Annotated in this window: 16 protein-coding genes; 11 read left to right on the top strand and 5 right to left on the bottom strand. The window is 63.4% G+C overall.

Annotated elements, in window-relative coordinates; translation table 11 throughout:
• The first annotated feature begins 121 nt into the window (after positions 1-121).
• The 4 genes from V3C33_18065 to V3C33_18050 all read left to right on the top strand — a co-directional run bounded on the left by V3C33_18065 (position 122) and on the right by V3C33_18050 (position 5,020).
• Positions 122-1,705 (top strand): AMP-binding protein, encoded by a 1,584-nt coding sequence (locus V3C33_18065; protein ID XAS67318.1) that lies wholly within the window; start codon positions 122-124, stop codon positions 1,703-1,705.
• A gap of 130 nt (positions 1,706-1,835) precedes the next feature.
• A complete protein-coding gene (locus tag V3C33_18060; GenBank protein ID XAS67317.1) occupies positions 1,836-2,558 on the top strand; it encodes a GntR family transcriptional regulator in 723 nt (240 codons plus the stop codon).
• Positions 2,559-2,653: 95 nt separating this feature from the next.
• Positions 2,654-3,856: a CoA transferase gene (locus tag V3C33_18055; GenBank protein ID XAS67316.1), complete on the top strand. Its 1,203-nt coding sequence runs from the start codon at positions 2,654-2,656 to the stop codon at positions 3,854-3,856.
• Between the two features lie 3 nt (positions 3,857-3,859).
• Complete coding sequence (locus V3C33_18050) at positions 3,860-5,020, top strand: acyl-CoA dehydrogenase family protein (protein XAS67315.1); 1,161 nt, start codon at positions 3,860-3,862, stop codon at positions 5,018-5,020.
• Positions 5,021-5,043: 23 nt separating this feature from the next.
• Here the strand turns inward: V3C33_18050 and V3C33_18045 are convergent, their stop codons facing one another.
• Together V3C33_18045 and V3C33_18040 are read right to left on the bottom strand one after the other, a co-directional pair.
• The gene (locus V3C33_18045; protein XAS67314.1) at positions 5,044-5,475 is read right to left on the bottom strand and encodes a universal stress protein; all 432 of its coding nucleotides are present in this window, start codon (positions 5,473-5,475) and stop codon (positions 5,044-5,046) included.
• 57 nt (positions 5,476-5,532) lie between these two features.
• Positions 5,533-6,825: a PLP-dependent aminotransferase family protein gene (locus V3C33_18040; GenBank protein XAS67313.1), complete on the bottom strand. Its 1,293-nt coding sequence runs from the start codon at positions 6,823-6,825 to the stop codon at positions 5,533-5,535.
• 110 nt (positions 6,826-6,935) lie between these two features.
• On the opposite strand from V3C33_18040, the gene V3C33_18035 reads away from it, so the two are divergent.
• Positions 6,936-7,802, top strand: coding sequence for an isocitrate lyase/phosphoenolpyruvate mutase family protein (locus V3C33_18035; protein XAS67312.1), 867 nt, complete (start codon positions 6,936-6,938; stop codon positions 7,800-7,802).
• 195 nt (positions 7,803-7,997) lie between these two features.
• Here V3C33_18035 and V3C33_18030 read toward each other — a convergent pair whose 3' ends face one another.
• Entirely contained in the window at positions 7,998-8,423 is a 426-nt protein-coding gene (locus tag V3C33_18030) for an ester cyclase (GenBank protein XAS67311.1), read from the bottom strand.
• Between the two features lie 217 nt (positions 8,424-8,640).
• Positions 8,641-9,051: a GerMN domain-containing protein gene (locus V3C33_18025; protein XAS67310.1), complete on the bottom strand. Its 411-nt coding sequence runs from the start codon at positions 9,049-9,051 to the stop codon at positions 8,641-8,643.
• A gap of 61 nt (positions 9,052-9,112) precedes the next feature.
• On the opposite strand from V3C33_18025, the gene V3C33_18020 reads away from it, so the two are divergent.
• Entirely contained in the window at positions 9,113-9,508 is a 396-nt protein-coding gene (locus V3C33_18020; protein XAS67309.1) for a hypothetical protein, read from the top strand.
• A 201-nt stretch (positions 9,509-9,709) separates the two neighbouring features.
• On the opposite strand, the gene V3C33_18015 is transcribed toward V3C33_18020, so the two are convergent.
• Positions 9,710-10,276: an NADPH-dependent FMN reductase gene (locus V3C33_18015; GenBank protein ID XAS67308.1), complete on the bottom strand. Its 567-nt coding sequence runs from the start codon at positions 10,274-10,276 to the stop codon at positions 9,710-9,712.
• Between the two features lie 118 nt (positions 10,277-10,394).
• Between V3C33_18015 and V3C33_18010 the strand changes: the two genes are divergently transcribed.
• From V3C33_18010 to V3C33_17990, 5 genes are all read left to right on the top strand, one after another.
• Positions 10,395-11,012 carry a helix-turn-helix domain-containing protein gene (locus V3C33_18010; protein XAS67307.1) on the top strand — a complete coding sequence of 206 codons (618 nt, stop codon included), beginning with the start codon at positions 10,395-10,397 and terminating at the stop codon, positions 11,010-11,012.
• A gap of 363 nt (positions 11,013-11,375) precedes the next feature.
• Positions 11,376-12,359 (top strand): ABC transporter permease, encoded by a 984-nt coding sequence (locus V3C33_18005; GenBank protein XAS67306.1) that lies wholly within the window; start codon positions 11,376-11,378, stop codon positions 12,357-12,359.
• Between the two features lie 2 nt (positions 12,360-12,361).
• Entirely contained in the window at positions 12,362-13,321 is a 960-nt protein-coding gene (locus tag V3C33_18000; GenBank protein XAS67305.1) for an ABC transporter permease, read from the top strand.
• Complete coding sequence (locus V3C33_17995) at positions 13,318-15,507, top strand: ABC transporter ATP-binding protein (protein XAS67304.1); 2,190 nt, start codon at positions 13,318-13,320, stop codon at positions 15,505-15,507. The genes V3C33_18000 and V3C33_17995 overlap by 4 nt, the downstream gene beginning before the upstream one ends.
• 90 nt (positions 15,508-15,597) lie before the next feature.
• Positions 15,598-17,304, top strand: coding sequence for an ABC transporter family substrate-binding protein (locus tag V3C33_17990; protein XAS67303.1), 1,707 nt, complete (start codon positions 15,598-15,600; stop codon positions 17,302-17,304).
• Positions 17,305-17,423 lie beyond the last annotated feature (119 nt).

Raw genomic sequence — 17,423 nt, 5'->3', positions numbered from 1 at the left:
CGGAAGCGCGGGAACGGACACCACAGCAGGCGTCCGGGGGTTAGAGTGGCACCAGCTGCCGCTGCACCGTCGTCGCACAGGCCAAGCGGGCACAGCGGGCGCAGATCAAAGGAGATGTTGCGTGTTTTCAAGCCCCTTCCCGGACGTCGTCATTCCGGAACAAAGCATTTACGATTACCTCTTCGGAGAGCTGGCAGAGGCGGACCTGGACCGGATCGCCGTCGTCGATGGAACCAGCGGCGCGGAGACCACTTACCGCCAGCTGCTTGGCCAGATTGACGCCGTTGCAGGTGCGGTAGCCGCGCAAGGACTGGCAATGCACGGAGTGGCCGCCATGTTATGCCCCAACATCCCGGCGTTCACAGCCGTGTTCCACGGCCTCCTGCGGGCCGGGGCCACCGTCACCACGGTCAATTCGCTGTACACCGCAGATGAAATCACCCTTCAACTTGAAGATGCCGGGGCTGATTGGCTCTTCACCGTCTCGGCGCTGCTGCCGGGCGCCCAGGAAGCGGCCGGCCGCGCCGGCATTCCGGCCGAACGGCTGGTGGTGCTCGACGGCGCCGACGGTCACCCTTCGCTGCGGGATCTTCTCACCGCCGGGGCACCGGCCCCTGACATCCGCATTGACCCATCCACCCACGTGGCAGTGCTGCCGTATTCATCCGGGACCACGGGCCGGCCCAAGGGCGTGATGCTCAGCCACCGGAACCTGGTGGCCAACGTTGAGCAGGCACGCGGACTTCTCAACGTGGGCCCGGAAGACCGGTTGCTGGCGTTGCTGCCCTTCTTCCACATTTACGGCCTCACAGTCCTGCTGAACCTGGCGTTCCGGGAGCGGGCGCGGCTGGTGACCATGCCCCGGTTCGATCTCGCCGAGTTCCTGCGGATGATCCAGGACCATCAATGCAGCTACCTGTTTGTCGCCCCGCCGGTAGCCGTCGCACTGTCCAAGCACCCCATGGTTGCCGAGTACGATCTCAGTTCGGTCCACACCGCCCTGTCCGGTGCCGCTCCGCTGGACGGCGAACTGGGGGCCGCGCTCGCCGACCGCCTCGACTGCCGGGTGCTGCAGGGATATGGCATGACGGAGATGAGCCCGGTTTCGCATCTGATCCCGCAGTCCGCGGACGGTGTCCCTGTCAGCTCGGTGGGATTCACGGTGCCCAACATGGAGTGCCGGCTGGTCGATCCGGCCAGCGGTAAGGAAATCGGGGTTCCAGCCGAAGGCGTCAGTGCCCCCGGCCATCTGCTCTGCCGCGGGCCCAATGTCATGCTGGGGTATCTGAACCGGCCGGAGGAAACGGCAAGCACCCTGGATGCGGACGGGTATCTGCACACCGGCGATGTGGCCACGGTACGGGCGGACGGCGTCGTAAGCATTGTTGACAGGCTCAAGGAACTCATCAAGTACAAGGGGTACCAGATTGCCCCCGCAGAGCTGGAAGCTCTCCTGCTGACGCACCCCGGAATCGCGGATGCCGCGGTGATCGGAACGAACGACGCCGACGGCCAGGAAGTGCCCATGGCTTTCGTTGTGCGGCAGCAGGGGGAGCCCGGCGACGGCCTCGATGAAGCTGCGGTGATGGATTTTGTGGCCGGCAAAGTTGCCCCGCACAAGAAGGTTCGCCGCGTTGAGTTCATCGAGGCCGTACCGAAGTCAGCATCCGGCAAAATCCTTCGCCGGATGCTGAGAACGATTTAGAGCAGTGACGGGCTCAGCTCCGGGGAGGCCCAGGACTTGGACAGGCTCAGCTCTTCCGCGCCGGTTGTGGGCGCCGGGTTGAATGCGCAGCGGCAATACGCCCGGCTCCCTCGTCCCATAGAATCTTGCAATGAGTAGCATGCAACAGATCAGCCAGGGGGCATCCCTTACCCAGCAAGTCACCACCATGCTGCGGGCTGCGATCACCGCAGGGGAAATGCGGCCTGATGAGCACTATTCGGCGGTGGGCCTGTCGGGGACACTTGGTGTATCCCGGACCCCGGTGAGGGAGGCTCTGCAGCTGCTCGAAAAGGAAGGCATCGTCCGGATCGAAAAAAACCGCGGCGTGCGCGTGTTGCAGATTTCCCTGGAGGACATCGTCCAGATCTTCGAAATCCGCCTGTTGCTCGAACCGCCCATGGCAGGTCGCGGCGCAGCGGAGGCCAGCGCCGAGCAGCTGTCCCAGATCCACGAGCTCCACCAGCGGATCCTGGAGCGGGCTGCCGACGATGACGGCCCCGGGACTCTGAAGGCGGACAAGGACTTTCACCTCTTCCTGCTGGGGCTTGCCGGCAACCACAGGCTCGTCACCATGGTGGACGAACTGCGGAACCTCGTGCTGACCCGCGGACTCGTCACCATTCCGCAGGCCAGGACGGCCTTGGACCTGGCCCGCGACCGCAACGACATTCTGGGTGCCGTCGATGCCCGTGACCCTGCCGCTGCCGAAGCGGCCATGAGGAACCACGTACTGAACACGGCGCGGCTGCTCATCACCGCAGTCTGTGACGGCAACCCGAAGCTGTCCGCAGCCCCCTATCTGGAAAGAATAGAAAACCTGCGGGTGGGGTAGTGGTTCTGCGCGGGAAACATGCGCTCGGCGGTCTGATGTTTACAACACCGCCCTCCTTTCGTAGAGTTGCATGCAACATACAACAGGAGGACCCCTTGGATCCCGAAGAGTCCGGCGATCAAGCCGTTGGCAGTGCACGGCTGCCGTTGCAGGGAATCCGTGTTGCCGATTTTTCCCGGGTACTGGCCGGACCGTTGTGCACCATGATGCTCGCGGATTTTGGCGCTGAGGTCATCAAGATTGAAAGTCCGGAAGGTGATGACACCCGAGCCTGGATTCCACCGGAGGCGGCTGATGGCACCGGCACGTACTTCTCCAGCGTGAACCGCAACAAGAAGTCGGTGGTGTGCGATCTCAAAACCGGCACCGGGCTGGGGTACGCGCGCCAGCTCGTCGAGGAATGCGATGTGGTGGTCGAAAACTTCCGCCCTCGAGTCATGGCCCGGTTCGGGCTGGACTACGACAGTCTGACTGTGCTCAGGCCCGAGCTCATCTATTGCTCAATCACCGGATTCGGAGCAGGGCAGGGCGCAGCCCTTCCCGGCTACGACCTGCTGATCCAGGCACAGGGCGGCCTGATGAGTATCACCGGGGCGCCGGACGCCGAGCCGAGCAAGGCCGGGGTGGCGCTCATCGATGTGCTCTCCGGACAGAACGCACTGGCCGGAATCCTGATGGCCCTTCGTGTCCGCGATTCCACAGGCTTCGGCCAGCGCGTTGAAGTGAACCTGATGTCCTCGCTCCTCGCAGCATTGGTCAATCAGGGAACGGCGGCGCTCGCCACGGGGCAGGCGCCGGCACGGATGGGCAATGCCCACCCCAGCATTGCCCCTTATGAAACGTTTGAGACGCAGGACGGTTCCCTGGCCGTTGCCGTGGGAAATGACCGTCAATTCCACGCATTGGGGTCGGTTCTGGGTGCGCCCGGCCTGGCCGATGATCCCCGGTTCAGCTCAAACCCTCTGCGGGTGCAGAACCGGGCAGAGCTCCGGGCCGCCATCCAGGAGCGGCTCTCGAGTGCTCCGGCCGCGCAGTGGCAGGAAAACCTCCTTGCCGCAGGAGTCCCGGCCGGAAAGGTCAACAACGTCCTGGAAGCCATTGAACATGCCACAAACCTTGGCCTGAACCCGGTTACTGTCATCGCGGACAGTTCAACCGGGCGCAGCTCAGATCAGCTCAGCAACCCCATCGGCCTCTCTGCTTGCCCGGCGAAGTACCGGACGGTTCCGCCGTCTCTCGGTGAGCATCAGGGGTCAACATTCTCAGCTGCCCCGTTCGCAGCGTCATCGGAAGGCTAGAAAATGACCGAAATCACCGACCTGGTCAGCTTTGATTCGCTCCTCAGCGCCGGGGAGCTGGCCCTTCGCGACTCGGTCCGCACCTTTGTGCAGCACGAAATCAAGCCGAACATCGCCCGCTGGTACGAGAACGCCGAGTTCCCGCTGGAGATCGTGCCCAAAATGGCCAAGCTCGGGCTGCTGGGAATGCACCTGAAGGGCTACGGCTGCGCGGGACGTTCCGCCGTCGAGTACGGCCTGGCCGCGGCCGAGCTTGAGGCCGGAGATTCCGGGCTGCGCACTTTCGTTTCCGTCCAGGGCTCCCTGGCCATGACTGCCATTTACAAGCACGGCTCCGAGGAGCAGAAGCAGGAGTGGCTGCCCCGCATGGCGGCCGGCGAAGCCATCGGCTGCTTTGGCCTCACGGAGCCGACTGCCGGCTCGGATCCGGGCGCCATGAAGACCTTTGCGCGCCGCGACGGCGATGACTGGGTGCTCAGCGGGGCAAAGCGCTGGATCGGCCTGGCCAATGTGGCCGCAGTGGCCATCATCTGGGCCCAGACGGACGACGGCATCCGCGGTTTTGTGGTTCCTACGGCAACGCAGGGATTCACAGCCATCCCCATCACGCCCAAACTGTCCATGCGGGCGTCCATCCAATGCGACGTCGGGCTGACTGACGTCCGGCTTCCCGCCACAGCTGTTCTGCCCGACGCCAAGGGGCTGCGGGGCCCGTTCGAATGCCTCAACGAGGCCCGCTACGGCATTGCCTGGGGAGCCATGGGTGCTGCCAGGGATGCCTTCGAGGACGCGTTGGGCTACTCGCAGGAACGGATGCAGTTCGACAAGCCGCTGGCGGGCTACCAACTCACCCAGCAGAAACTCGTGGACATGGCGCTGGAGATCAACAAGGGCTTCCTGCTGGCCCTCCAGCTGGGCCGGCTGAAGGACGCGGGCAAACTTGGCAACCACCAGATTTCGGTGGGGAAGCTGAACAACTGCCGCGAAGCCATTGCCATCTGCCGCGAGGCCCGCACCATTCTGGGCGGCAACGGCATCACGCTGGACTACTCGCCCCTGCGGCATGCGAACAACCTCGAATCAGTGCGCACCTACGAGGGCACGGACGAGGTCCACACACTGATTCTGGGCAACCACATCACCGGCGTACCGGCGTTCTCCTAGGCGCGTTCCGGCAGCAGGAGGTGTTAGTCGGCGTCGTAGGTGTTGGCGATGTAGACATCGCAGGGGGCACTGTGGGCCACACTGTTGGCAACACTTCCCAGCACGCGTCCAAGGCCGTGCATGCGGCGGTTGCCCACCACGATCATGCGGGCATCAAAGCGTGCCGCTTCCTTTATCAGGGCTTCGGCGGGCTTGCCGCGCGCGGCGGAGTAGGTGACTTTGAGGTCGCCGGAGCTGAGGCTGGCGGCCACACCTTTGGCAACCTTCTCGGCGTCGTCGGCATCAGAGACGATCCATTTGTCGCTGCCGCTGCCGAATACCTCGGTGCGGTCGCTGTCGAACGCGGAGACCACGTGAAGGGTGGCGCCGAGGGCTGTAGCGAGATCCCTCGCGGACTCCGCAGCCTTCTGGGCAGTTCCGCTGCCATCCACGCCAACAACAATGATTCCGGTCATGGTCCTGCTCCTTTAGGTCAATGCACGTAGTCAGTCAAACACCACTGTCGCCCCAGATTACAGCGCGGCGATGGCTTCCTGCAGTACCGGCGCCAGCCGGCGCACACCTTCCGCGATGGCTTCCGGCGGGACCGCGCTGAACGCCAGCCGCAGCTTATTGGACGGCTCATCCGAATGCGTAAATGCCGCGCCTGGAATGAATACCACTCCGGCGTCGATCGCCTTCTGCAGGAGCGGGTAGGTATCCACTCCGTCCGGGAGCGTTACCCAGACGAAGAATCCTCCCTCGGGCCGGGTCCAGCTGAGACCTTCCGGCATGTGTACTTCGAGCGCAGCCAGCATGGCCCGGCACCGTTCGGAGTAGAGGCCGCGGTACGTTTCGATCTGTCCGCGCCAGTCGTAGTCCCGCAGGTAGGCCGAAACCAGCATCTGGTTCAGCGTGGGCGGGCAGAGCGTCACGGCTTCGGCTGCCAGATAGTAACGGCGCTGAAGGTGCGCTGGCACCAGAGCCCAGCCGATCCTTAATCCCGGGGCAAAGATCTTGGAGAAAGACCCCATGTAGATAACGTCGTCCGGGTTGGCCGCCCGCAGGGGGGTCAGCGGTTTGCCGTCGAACCGCAGCAGTCCGTAGGGGTTGTCCTCCAGCACCAAGATATTCGCTTTGCGGCATATATCTACGATCTGCTGCCGGCGGTCTTCGGCCAGCGTGATCCCGGACGGGTTGTTGAAGCTGGGGATGGTGTAGAGGAACTTGATGTTTTTGCCGGCGGCCTGAAGCGCGGCGATCTTGGCCTGCAGGAGATCCGGCACCAGGCCGTCGTCGTCCATTTCAACGGTCTCAACCTCAACCTGGTAGGCCTCGAATGTGTTGAGGGCGCCCACATATGTGGGATCTTCCACCAGGACAACGTCCCCCGGGTTGCAGAAAACTTTGGTGGCAACGTCCTGGGCGGACTGCGAGCCGGCGGTGATCACTACGTTTTCGGGGAGGGCATCCAGAATTCCCTCGGCTGCCATCACCTCGCAGATCTGGGTGCGGAGTTCTTCCGTGCCCTGTCCTCCGCCATACTGCAGGGCGGTGAGCCCTTCTTCGGCAATGATCCCGGCCGCCGTCTGCCCCAGTTTTTCCAGGGGGAGGGACTGCAGGTAGGGGCTGCCTCCGGCCAGGGAGACGAGTCCGGGCCGCATGGAGATGTCAAAGACATCCCGCACGGCAGACTGCTTGATGTTGGCTGCGCGCTCCGAGAAGAGTTCCTCGTGGCGGTGGGCGGACGTGGCCGCGCGTTCGATTGCGTCAATGGCTTCGGCCGGCAGCAGCGCTGCTGCGGCATCAAGTGTTTCGTGGGTCACAGTCCAAGGATACAGTCCGCGGTTGCCAATTAGACAACAGTTGTTGACAAATTTTCGAATGATGCCGGAAATCGCTTTACCTTGGACGTGACAGGGTCTGGAATGGATCCATGACGACGCTCGCGCACCTCGAACCCAAAGCAACGGCATTCCAGGCACTCCATTCGGCGGATGTTGCGCCGCTTGTCCTGGTCAACGCGTGGGATGCCGCGTCCGCGCGGCTGGTACAGGAGGCGGGGGCGAGTGCCGTGGCCACATCCAGTTCCGCCATGTCCTGGAGCCTGGGCTTTCCTGACGGCAACCGGCTTCCCCGGGAGCTGGCCATGGATGCCCTGGGAAGGATCGTGGCCGCCACGGATTTGCCGGTCACGGCAGATATCGAAACAGGTTACGCGGGCAGCGGCGGAACCTTCGATGGGCGGCAGCTCAAGGAAACGATCCTTGCGGTACTCGACGCCGGCGCCGTCGGGGTGAATTTTGAGGACTCCGGCGAGCTGCCCCTCACCGCAGCCGATGAACAGTCGCGCCGCATCCGCCTGATCCGGCAGACGGCGGCGGAGGCCGGCTTCGGGCTCTTCATCAACGCGCGGACTGACACTTACCTGTCCGGAAACTATCCGGACACCGCCTTTGAGGAGACCCTGCTCCGGGCTGAAGCCTATCTGGCGGCGGGAGCAAGCGGCATCTTTGTGCCGGGGGTGACGGATCTGCATGTCCTCCACGAGCTTTCCCGGCGAATAGACGCTCCGCTGAACGCGCTCGCGGGAGTGGGGGCGCCGTCCGTCGGGGAGCTGCACGACGCCGGTGTGCGGCGGATCAGCATCGGCGGCAATACCGCGAAGGCGGCTTATGCAACGGTGTCCAGGGTGGCCGCTGAAGTGCTGGGCGACGGGAACTGGTCCGAGCTGGCGGGGGCGCGAAGCCACGCCGAAATGGATGCGCTGTTTGCCCGCGGGCACGCGGGCCGGAAGGCGTAGCCGACCCCTGACGGCTCGGTGTATTTCAACACCGAGGATCACAAGACGGATCCGTCATACCTTAGGGTCAGACCTCAGAACGTATCGACTGCAACAGTCGAAACGTGCTCATACTGCGACCATCCCCAACGAACAGCCGGCCTTGGCCCAGGCCTGAACTCCTGGCGGAAACATCGGTGAGGCGAACTCGCACGGTCAATCTCCCGGCAGCGATACGACGCCCAGCTGGTGCATCAGACCGAGGTCATCCCTGTTCGACCAGTGCTCGGCGATTCTTCCGTTGGCGATGCGATGGATCGCCACCGCCGTCTCGCGCAGCTCCGTGCCCGTTGCGGGCAGAGGACCAGGCAGGTCCCCCTCATGGCGGCCGGTTGCTGTCAGCCTGGTCACTACCTTGTCGTCCTCGGCTAACTGGGCATCGATCTCATGTCGTCCCGGGGTGGCAGTCCAGAAGATCCGAAATGCCTGCTTAAGGCCCTCCCGCCCGGCCGGGAGGCCCGGAAACGGCGGATTGTGATCGACATAGTCTTCCGCGACAAGCTCATCCATCGCATCGATATTGCCGGCATCGATTTCCGCGTAGAAGCGCAGGACAAGCGCCTTGTTTTCCTCGGTCGTCATCGTGGCCCTCCCGCTTGCACCCGGACAAGGCTCCACGCCTGAAATCGCATAGCCACTGCGATGTGCCGGCCCCGCCAGTTCCTGACAGGGCAACCCCTGCCGTCGACATGCGCTCACGCTACTCCCGTCTGCGGTATTGCACAATCGGTCCCGGGCCGTCGGCATCAAGGGCCGGTCACCTTTGACAACGCGTTCACAACGTCATGTTGACTTGCCCCTAGCGCAGGCTCAGAACTTCTGCCAGCCTGACGCCATCGATGTAGATTTCAGCCCGGACGGCACCCACGGCCGTGACAGCGGTCTGGGTGAGCTGGGCCTCCATCCTGGGGATGTCGCAGACCCCACCGGGTTGCACGGCGCCGGTCAGATTCACCACCACCGTAGTGCCGTTGAAGTACCCGGACACGAACTTCAGGGTCGAGCCTGCCAGGGCGTTGTAGAGTCCGGCGGCTTGGGCTTCGGGATCGGTGCCGCCGCCCAGGAGCCTCTGCAGGGCCATCTGCAACGGCTCGCCGGTGGCTCGTCCAGTGCTGTGGACGGCCACCAGGCTGTCATTGCAGCCGAAGCGCACACCGCTGCCGCCGCCGTCGTCCAAGGCAACGTAGTAGACCGCGGTGCCGGGTGTCACGGCTGCCGCGCTGCGTGCGGGCGGTGGCGCTTGAGGTGCGCTCGACGCGCCGGAGGCGGGGGTGGCTGCGGGCGAACCTGACGGCTCCGCTGCTGGCTCTGCGGCCGGTGCTGCGCCGGAGCCCGAACCGGCTCCGGACGCGGGTGAGCCGGGAGCGGCACGTGTCGCTCCACCAGGCGACACCACGGCCGGCGGCGCACTGTTCACGGGCGCATTGTTCATCGGCGCATTGTCCACCGGCGGGCTGGCAACCGGCGCCGGCTGCGGCGCGGGGGCAGGCGCGGCCGGTACGCCCCCGTTGGCTGCTGCGCCGGACGGGATTCCAAGGCCGGCGGCACACGACCCCAGCCAGAGGGGAAGCATCAGACACACGGCGGCAGCCGCCGTCGCCCTTGCCTTGCCACCTCGCCGAGCCCTCATGACTGCCCCGCACTTCCTGCCCCGGTACGCCCCGTAAATCAACGTTACGGCCGCCGCCGGCAGTTAGAAATGCCGGTGCGGTGTCGGTTCGGACAAGACTTGGTTACGGTGCGCTTCAGCGTTAATTGCAGGTAGACGCAAGGGTCTCCGCAACAAAAATGCCCCGCGCAACCAGTCAGGTTCGCGGGGCATTTCGTTGCTTCAGTCAGTCACGCATTCGGTGCGACAACAACCGGAACTAGGCTGCGGCGTCGGCCGTCTTTGCTGCGGACAGCGCGTCGAAGACGCCCTTGATCTGCTCAACCACCTCGGCGTCGTCCTTCGGGTGAAGTTCGGCGAAGCGGATCATGGAGCCCGGGACGGCCAGCTTGACGTCCTCGAGGACCTGGGCGCCGGCGATGCCAACAGCCTTGCGGGCTTCGTCCTGCGCCCAGACTCCGCCGAACTGGCCAAAGGCGGTTCCGACGACGGCGGTGGGCTTGCCGCTGAGGGCTCCCGCGCCGAACGGGCGGGACAGCCAGTCGATGGCGTTCTTCAGCGAGGCGGGAACGGTCCCGTTGTGCTCCGGGGTGACCAGCAGCAGGGTGTCGGCATCGTTGGCGGCTGCGCGCAATGCAGCGGCCGCGGCGGGGACCTGGCCTTCGACGTCGATGTCCTCGTTGTAGAACGGGATGTTGCCCAGGCTCTCGTGGATGACCACGTCCACCTGCTCCGGTGCATTCAGCTGAATGGCCTCGGCGAGCTTCTGGTTGTGGGAATCGGCGCGCAGGCTGCCCACCAGGGCAAGTACGGTGCTCTTGGTCATGTGAACTCCTTGTGTATGGCCGCGGACTGGTCCGCCTGCCGGCTGGTAAGTGAGGCTGTTGGGAGCCTTCACTGAGACTAAACGGACTATGGTCCGGATAATATTCCCGGGGACTAGAATGTTTCCTGTGAGCCTGATCCCCATCCGCTCCGGATCCCAGTTCGGCGCCGGTCCGGAACGCAGCGATGCCGCCCGGAACCGCGAGCTGCTGCTCAAGGCCGCGCGGGAGCTGATCGACGAGTGCGGAGCGGACGGGCTCACCATGGACAGGCTGGCTGAGCGGGCGGGTGTGGGCAAGGGCACGGTCTTCCGGCGCTTCGGCAGCCGTGCGGGTCTGATGATGACCCTCCTCAGTGACGCCGAAGCGCACTTCCAAGGCCGCTTTATGTTCGGCCCGCCGCCCCTTGGTCCGGGAGCACCTCCACTCGAACGGCTCATCGCCTTTGGTGCGGGAAGGATTGAGTATCTGCTCGAGTTCGGCGATCTGGTGAGGGCTGCCGACACCTCGGCGCACAACCGGTTCGAAGTCCCCGCAGCCGTGCTGTGGCACCGCCACATCGAGCATCTCCTGCGGTCCGCCGGCCTGGACGCTGACCCCTGGCTGATGGCAATGTCGCTGAGCGCCACCTTGGATCCGGAGCGGCTTTTGCATGCTGTCCGCGTGCAGGGAGTGGCGCCGGAGCGTCTGTCGGAATCGTGGCGGGAACTTGTCACACGGGTGGTGCGGGGCGCGTAGCCTACCCCAATCTTTATGGCTGTTCCAGTCAAATCAATTCAACTGAATTATTCATAACGATCTGATACTGGACACGCGTTTTTCCACCTTCCACCCTCATGGATGGCACGTTGCATGTGGTAGTTTCCTCTGGAATGTGACCCGCAACATAGTCCACAAGGACGAGGCTCCAAAGGCAGCGGGAGGCCAGCCATCCGCTGGCATTGATCCCGGAGTGGCGGCGGAACCCCTGCCAGACGGGGGAAGACGGAAGGATCGATCTTGTGAATGTTGTAACGTCAGCCGCGCCGGGGAGCGCGCTCCAGGCTCCGCCAGCGGTATCCAGCTCGCAGCAGGCACCGGCGATCCAGAAGTAGCGGCTCCGTGTTCCGATATCTTGCAAAACGTGGCATCACGTATGTCTTCATGATCTTTCTCACCACCACGGCCGGCTACTTCCTGGCCGTCAGCCAGCTGAAGCCGGCATTGCTGGAGCAGGAGCGGATTCCCCGCCCCACGCCAGAGCAAGTGGCCAACTCCATGCGCCTCAAGGGCCTGGACCCGGAGCTCAGCCCGTGGGAACGCTACGTGGACTGGCTCACGGGCATCGTCACCCGCTGGGATTGGGGACGCAGCCCCAACGGAGCCTTTGTCAACGCGGAGTTCGGCGACCGCGTATGGATCTCCACCCGGCTCTTTCTTGCCTCGATTGTCCTGACCCTCATCATCGGTGTTGCCCTGGGGGTGTACTCCGCCGCCCGTCAGTACAGGTTCCAGGACCGCGTGATCACGTCCTACAGCTACCTCGCCTATATTGTGCCGGCCCCCATTGCCTACTTCCTGGTGCAGCTGGGTGCCATCAACATCAACGAGACCGTGGGTGAACGTGTTTTCTTCGTCACCGGCATTTCGACGCCCGGCATGGACCCGGGCTGGGCGCAGTTTCTGGACATGCTGGCGCACTACGCCGTGCCCACCTTTGCAATCACCATCGTCGGCTGGGGCACGTACCAGATCGCCCAGCGCCAGTATCTGCTGGACAACGTGAACGCCGACTTCGTCCGCACAGCACGGGCCAAGGGGCTCACCCGCAACCAGGCCATCACACGCCACGCACTGCGTGTCTCCTTCATCCCGGTGGCCCAGAGCATCGCGTTCACCATCCCCGCGATCTTCGCGGGCGGTTTCTTCGCCGAGAAGATCTTCGCGTGGCACGGCGTGGGTTCCTGGAGCATCGACGCCATCGCCCTGCAGGACGTCAATGCGGCCACGGCAACGCTGGCCTACGGCTCAGTGATCTTCGCGATCGGCGCCATCCTGGCGGACTTCGCCACCACGCTTGTCGACCCGAGAGTGAGGGTGCAGTAGCCATGACCAACCTCAATGCCATCGACCCGGCCGCCGTCGCCGAAGAAGCGCACCTCGAGAACAGCGATGTGGTGATCGGCAAGGCCACCATCATTTTCCGGCGCTTCCTGCGCAACAAAACGGCTGTAGCGGGCCTGATGATCTTTCTGGCCCTGACCGTTTTCTCCTTCATCGGCGGATTCCTGACCTCGTGGGACAAGGAGACCATCGATCCGTTCAACGTAGGCATGCCGCCGTCCGGCGAACACCTCCTTGGAACGTCCCAAGCCGGGATCGATCTTTACGCGATGGCGGTGGAGGGCACGCGGATCTCCATCCTGATCGGCTTGGTCGTTGGCCTGATCTCGGTGTTGATCGCTGCCGTCTACGGCTGCACCATGGCCTATTTCGGCGGCAAAGTGGACAAGGTGATGCTCTTCGTCCTTGAGGCGCTGATCATGATGCCTGCCCTGCTGGTGGTGGCCGTGGCCACGAGCGGCGGCGGGGACAGCTTCAAGAAAGACCTGCCCAGCTGGTTCCTGCTGATCATCGTGCTGCTGGTCTTCAGCTGGATGGGCACGGCACGCCTGATCCGTTCACTGTCCATGTCCCTCATGCAACGCGACTACGTCAAGGCCGCTCAGTACATGGGCGTCCCGCCGCGCCGGATCGTGTGGCGGCACCTTGTCCCCAACATCGGCTCGCTCCTGGTCCTGGACATCACCCGTGGCGTCACCGGCGCCATTCTCGCCGAGGTGGCTTTTTCCTTCATCGGCATCGGCATCAGGCTCCCGGACGTCAGCCTCGGAGTGCTGATTGGCCAGGCCACGTCGCAGGTTTCCACGTTCCCTTGGATGTTCTGGGTTCCTTTGGTGATCATGTTCCTGCTCACCGGTTCCCTGGCCATGATGAATGACGGCCTCCGCGATGCATTCGATCCCAGCTCCAGCTCCATCGGCAAGGCAAAGAAGAAAAACAAATGAGCAGCGAAACGTCCACCGAGTCCACCATGACAGCAGAGTCGACGCAGACAACCGCTGAACGCCTACACCTCGCCGGCCTGCATGCCCCCACGGGCGCGGTCCTTTCCGTCCGGGACCTGAACGTCCGCTTCAACTCGGAGAACGGTGTGGTGCACGCCGTCCGCGGCATCGACTTCGACCTGATGCCCGGCAAAACACTCGGCATCGTAGGCGAGTCGGGGTCCGGCAAATCCGTTACGTCCATGGCCATCATGGGCCTGCTTCCGCCCACCGCCGAGATCACCGGATCCATCCGGTTCAAGGACAAAGAACTGCTGGGACTCAGCGACAAGGCCATGTGCCGGTTCCGCGGCAACCACATCGCCATGGTGTTCCAGGACCCGCTGTCCTCCCTGACTCCCGTCTACGCGGTGGGCCACCAGATCATCGAGGCGCTCACCGTCCACAACCCGAACATGAGCAAACTGGCCAAGGAGGCCCGCGCCGTCGAACTTCTCGGCATGGTGGGAATCCCCAGCCCGAAGGACCGGCTGAAAGCGTTCCCGCATGAATTTTCCGGCGGCATGCGCCAGCGCGTGATGATCGCCATTGCGATCGCCAACAATCCGCAGGTGCTCATCGCGGATGAGCCGACGACGGCACTGGACGTCACCATCCAGGCCCAGGTGCTTGAGGTGCTGCATACCGCGCAGGAGGAAACGGGCGCCGCCGTCGTCATGATCACCCATGATCTTGGCGTGGTGGCCGGCATGGCTGACGACATCATGGTGATGTACGCGGGCAAACCTGTGGAAACGGGCACCGTGGATGACATCTACTACAACCCGCGCATGCCGTACACCATGGGTCTGCTGGGCGCGGTGCCGCGTGTGGACGTCTCAGAAAAGTCCTCGCTGGTCCCCATTGAGGGCATCCCGCCCAACCTGGCCCTCACCCCCACCGCCTGTTCCTTTGCGCCGCGGTGCCCGCTGGTCAGCGATTCCTGCCTGGCCGGTGAGCCGCCGCTGTGGCCCGTCACCGGGAGCGAGGGCCACAAGGCCGCGTGCATCAAGACCGATTCGCTCGCCACCGAGGTGGACGTCCATGAGCTGTTCAAGGCACCGCCCGTGCCGGTCTCACGCTTTGATGCAATCCCGCGCGAAGAACGCAGGAAAGTCCTTCAGCTCAAGGACGTCAGGAAGCACTTCCCGCTGGTGAAGGGCGCGCTGATCAAGCGCAGGATCGGTACGGTCAAGGCCGTTGACGGACTCAGCTTCGACATCCGCGAAGGCGAGTGCTTCTCGATTGTGGGCGAGTCCGGCTGCGGCAAGACCACCACATTGCTGGAAATCATGGAGTTCCACCAGGACCAGGACGGCGAGGTGACCATCGGCGGGGTCAGCAACAAGGCCACCGCGGATGCGAAAGCCAAGAGCGCCATGCGCAAGGAACTGCAGATGGTCTTCCAGGACCCCACGGGAGCTCTGGACCCCCGGTTCACGGTGTACGAGGTGCTGGCCGAGCCGCTGGAAAACCAGGGCATGGCCAAGCCCGCAATCAAAATACGGATCATGGAGCTGATGCAGCTTGTCGGGCTGCAGCCGGACCACGTGAACCGCTTCCCCAACCAGTTCTCCGGCGGCCAGCGCCAGCGCGTTGGAATCGCCCGGGCCCTGGCCGTGAATCCCAAACTGGTGGTGCTGGACGAGCCCGTGTCAGCGCTGGACGTTTCCGTGCAGGCTGGCGTCATCAACCTGCTGGACCAGCTCCGCGCAGAGCTGGGCCTGAGCTACCTGATGGTGGCGCACGATCTTTCCGTGGTCCGGCACATCTCCAACCGTGTGGCCGTGATGTATCTGGGCAAGATCGTGGAAATCGGTGAAGTGGACCGGGTGTTCGACAACCCCCGCCACCCGTACACGCGTGCCCTGCTCTCCGCCATCCCGGTGCCGGATCCGAAGCTGGAGCGCACACGTGAACGGATCATCCTCCAGGGCGATCTGCCCACACCCCTGGATGCGCCCAAAGGCTGCAATTTTGCGTCCCGCTGCCCGGTGTTCGCGGCGCTGCCCGCCGCGATGCAGGAAAAGTGCCTCACCGTCGAGCCTCCGCTGGAAGCGGTCGGGACCACAGACCAGCAGTTCGCCTGCTTCTTCCCCGATGGCCAACTGGACGAGGACATGCTGGTTGTCCACGAAGCCCAGTAGCCGCCCCACTTCACGACGCCCCACTTCCCGAGCCATCACGTCCCGACCCATCACAAATAACACCACTCGCACCACAATGAAGGGAACACCATGAAGAATGTGACCAGGATTGGCGGAGCGGCCGCCATTGCGGCAGCCCTCGCGCTGACCGCTTGCGGCGGCGGTGGCTCGTCCACAACCGCTGCCAGCGAGAAGGCGCAGGATGCCTCCGGCGACATCAGTAAGCTGATCAGCGTCAACGCCAAGGAAGCCAAGGATCTCGACACTGGCGGCACCGTAACCCTGCCGCTTGGAAATATCGGACCTGACTTCAATGGTTTCTCCAGCAACGGCAGCAACGCGGACAACACCGAGCTCCACTACCCGATCGATGAAGCGGGGTACACGGGTTGCTGGAAGTGGGACTTTGAAGGGGCAGCTTCCCTGAACAAGAACTTCTGCGAAGAATTTACGAGCGAGGTCAAGGATGGCAAACAGACCATCACCATTAAACTGAATCCCAAGGCCAGCTACAACGATGGCACACCCATCGATGCGAAGACCTTGGCGAACACCTGGAACATGCTCAAGGGTGAAAACAAGGACATCGACATCGTCAGCTCCGGGTCTTACGAATTCGTGGACTCGGTCAAGGCCGGCAGCAGCGACAAGGAAGTCATTGTTACCACCACCCAGCCGGTCTACCCGCTGAGTGACCTGTTTGGTGGGTTCGTTCCCCAGGCGGTTAACACCCCGGAGATTTTCAACAATGGATTTACCGGTGAACTGCACCCCGAGTGGATGGCTGGCCCCTTCAAGGTGGACAAGTACGATTCCGCTGCCAAGACCGTAGCGTTGGTTCCCAACGACAAGTGGTGGGGACCTGCCCCGGTCCTGGAAAAGGTAATCTTCCGTCAGCTTGAAAGCAGCGCTGAAATTGCTGCCTTCAAGAATGGCGAAGTTGATATGGCCGATGGCCGTACGCTGACCCGCTATAAGCAGCTTGAAGGAACCAAAGACGCAGAGGTCCGGCGAGGACAGCGTCTCTTTGCCGGCGGGTTGAACTTGAACGCTTTGAAAGCGCCACTGACGGACGTTGCAATCCGCAAGGCAGTCTTCGCCGCTGTGGACCGGGAAGCAATCCGCAAGGTGCGCTTCAGTGGCCTCAATTGGGAGGAAGAGAGCTCCGGTTCGATGATGCTGATGCCGTTCTCCCCTTACTATCAGGACAACTACCCGATCAAGGAGACCGGCGCTGACGCAGCTAAGAAGGTCCTGGCTGATGCCGGCTACGCCCCTAATGCCAAGGGAATCATGGAAAAGGCTGGAGTCCCGGCATCGTTCTCCATCACGAACTTCGGTGATGATCCCACGGGCCTGGCTACGACGCAGACGCTGCAGAAGCAGCTTCAGGCAGCCGGCATGGAGGTTGGCATTGACCAGCGCGGCGACGGCGACTTCGGCAAGGTCGTGGGCGACCGCGATTTCCAGGTCACCATCACGGGCTATACCGTTGGCGCCGATGCCACGCCCGGCGTGAAGCAGTACTACGATTCGGCGACCAACGACAACAAGCTCGGTGACGCCGGGCTGGACGCCGAAATCAAGAAGCTGGCCTCGATCGAAGACAACGCCGAGCGCAACAAGGCTGCGATGGATGTTGAGAAGAAGCACATGGAGAAGTACTACTCCATGGGCGTAGTGATGAACGGTCCGCAGATCTACTTCGCCCACAAAGGCCTGGCTAATTATGGCGCCAGCCTGTTCCAGACTCCCGATTGGACAACCGTCGGCTGGGAAAAGGGTACCAAGAAGTAGTAGATCCTGACCCTGAATGCTTGAGGCCGAGGCCGGCATCACGTGGATTTCCCGGGAGATGCCGGCCTTCGCCGTTTCCTGGCATCGATTGCTCCACAAGTGCCCTTTTGAGCCCCCAA

The sequence above is a fragment of the Micrococcaceae bacterium Sec5.7 genome (assembly GCA_039636785.1).
Taxonomy (GTDB): Bacteria; Actinomycetota; Actinomycetes; order Actinomycetales; family Micrococcaceae; genus Arthrobacter.
Note: the sequence above shows the minus strand (reverse complement) of the source record. Positions and strands in the feature narration are given on the sequence as shown.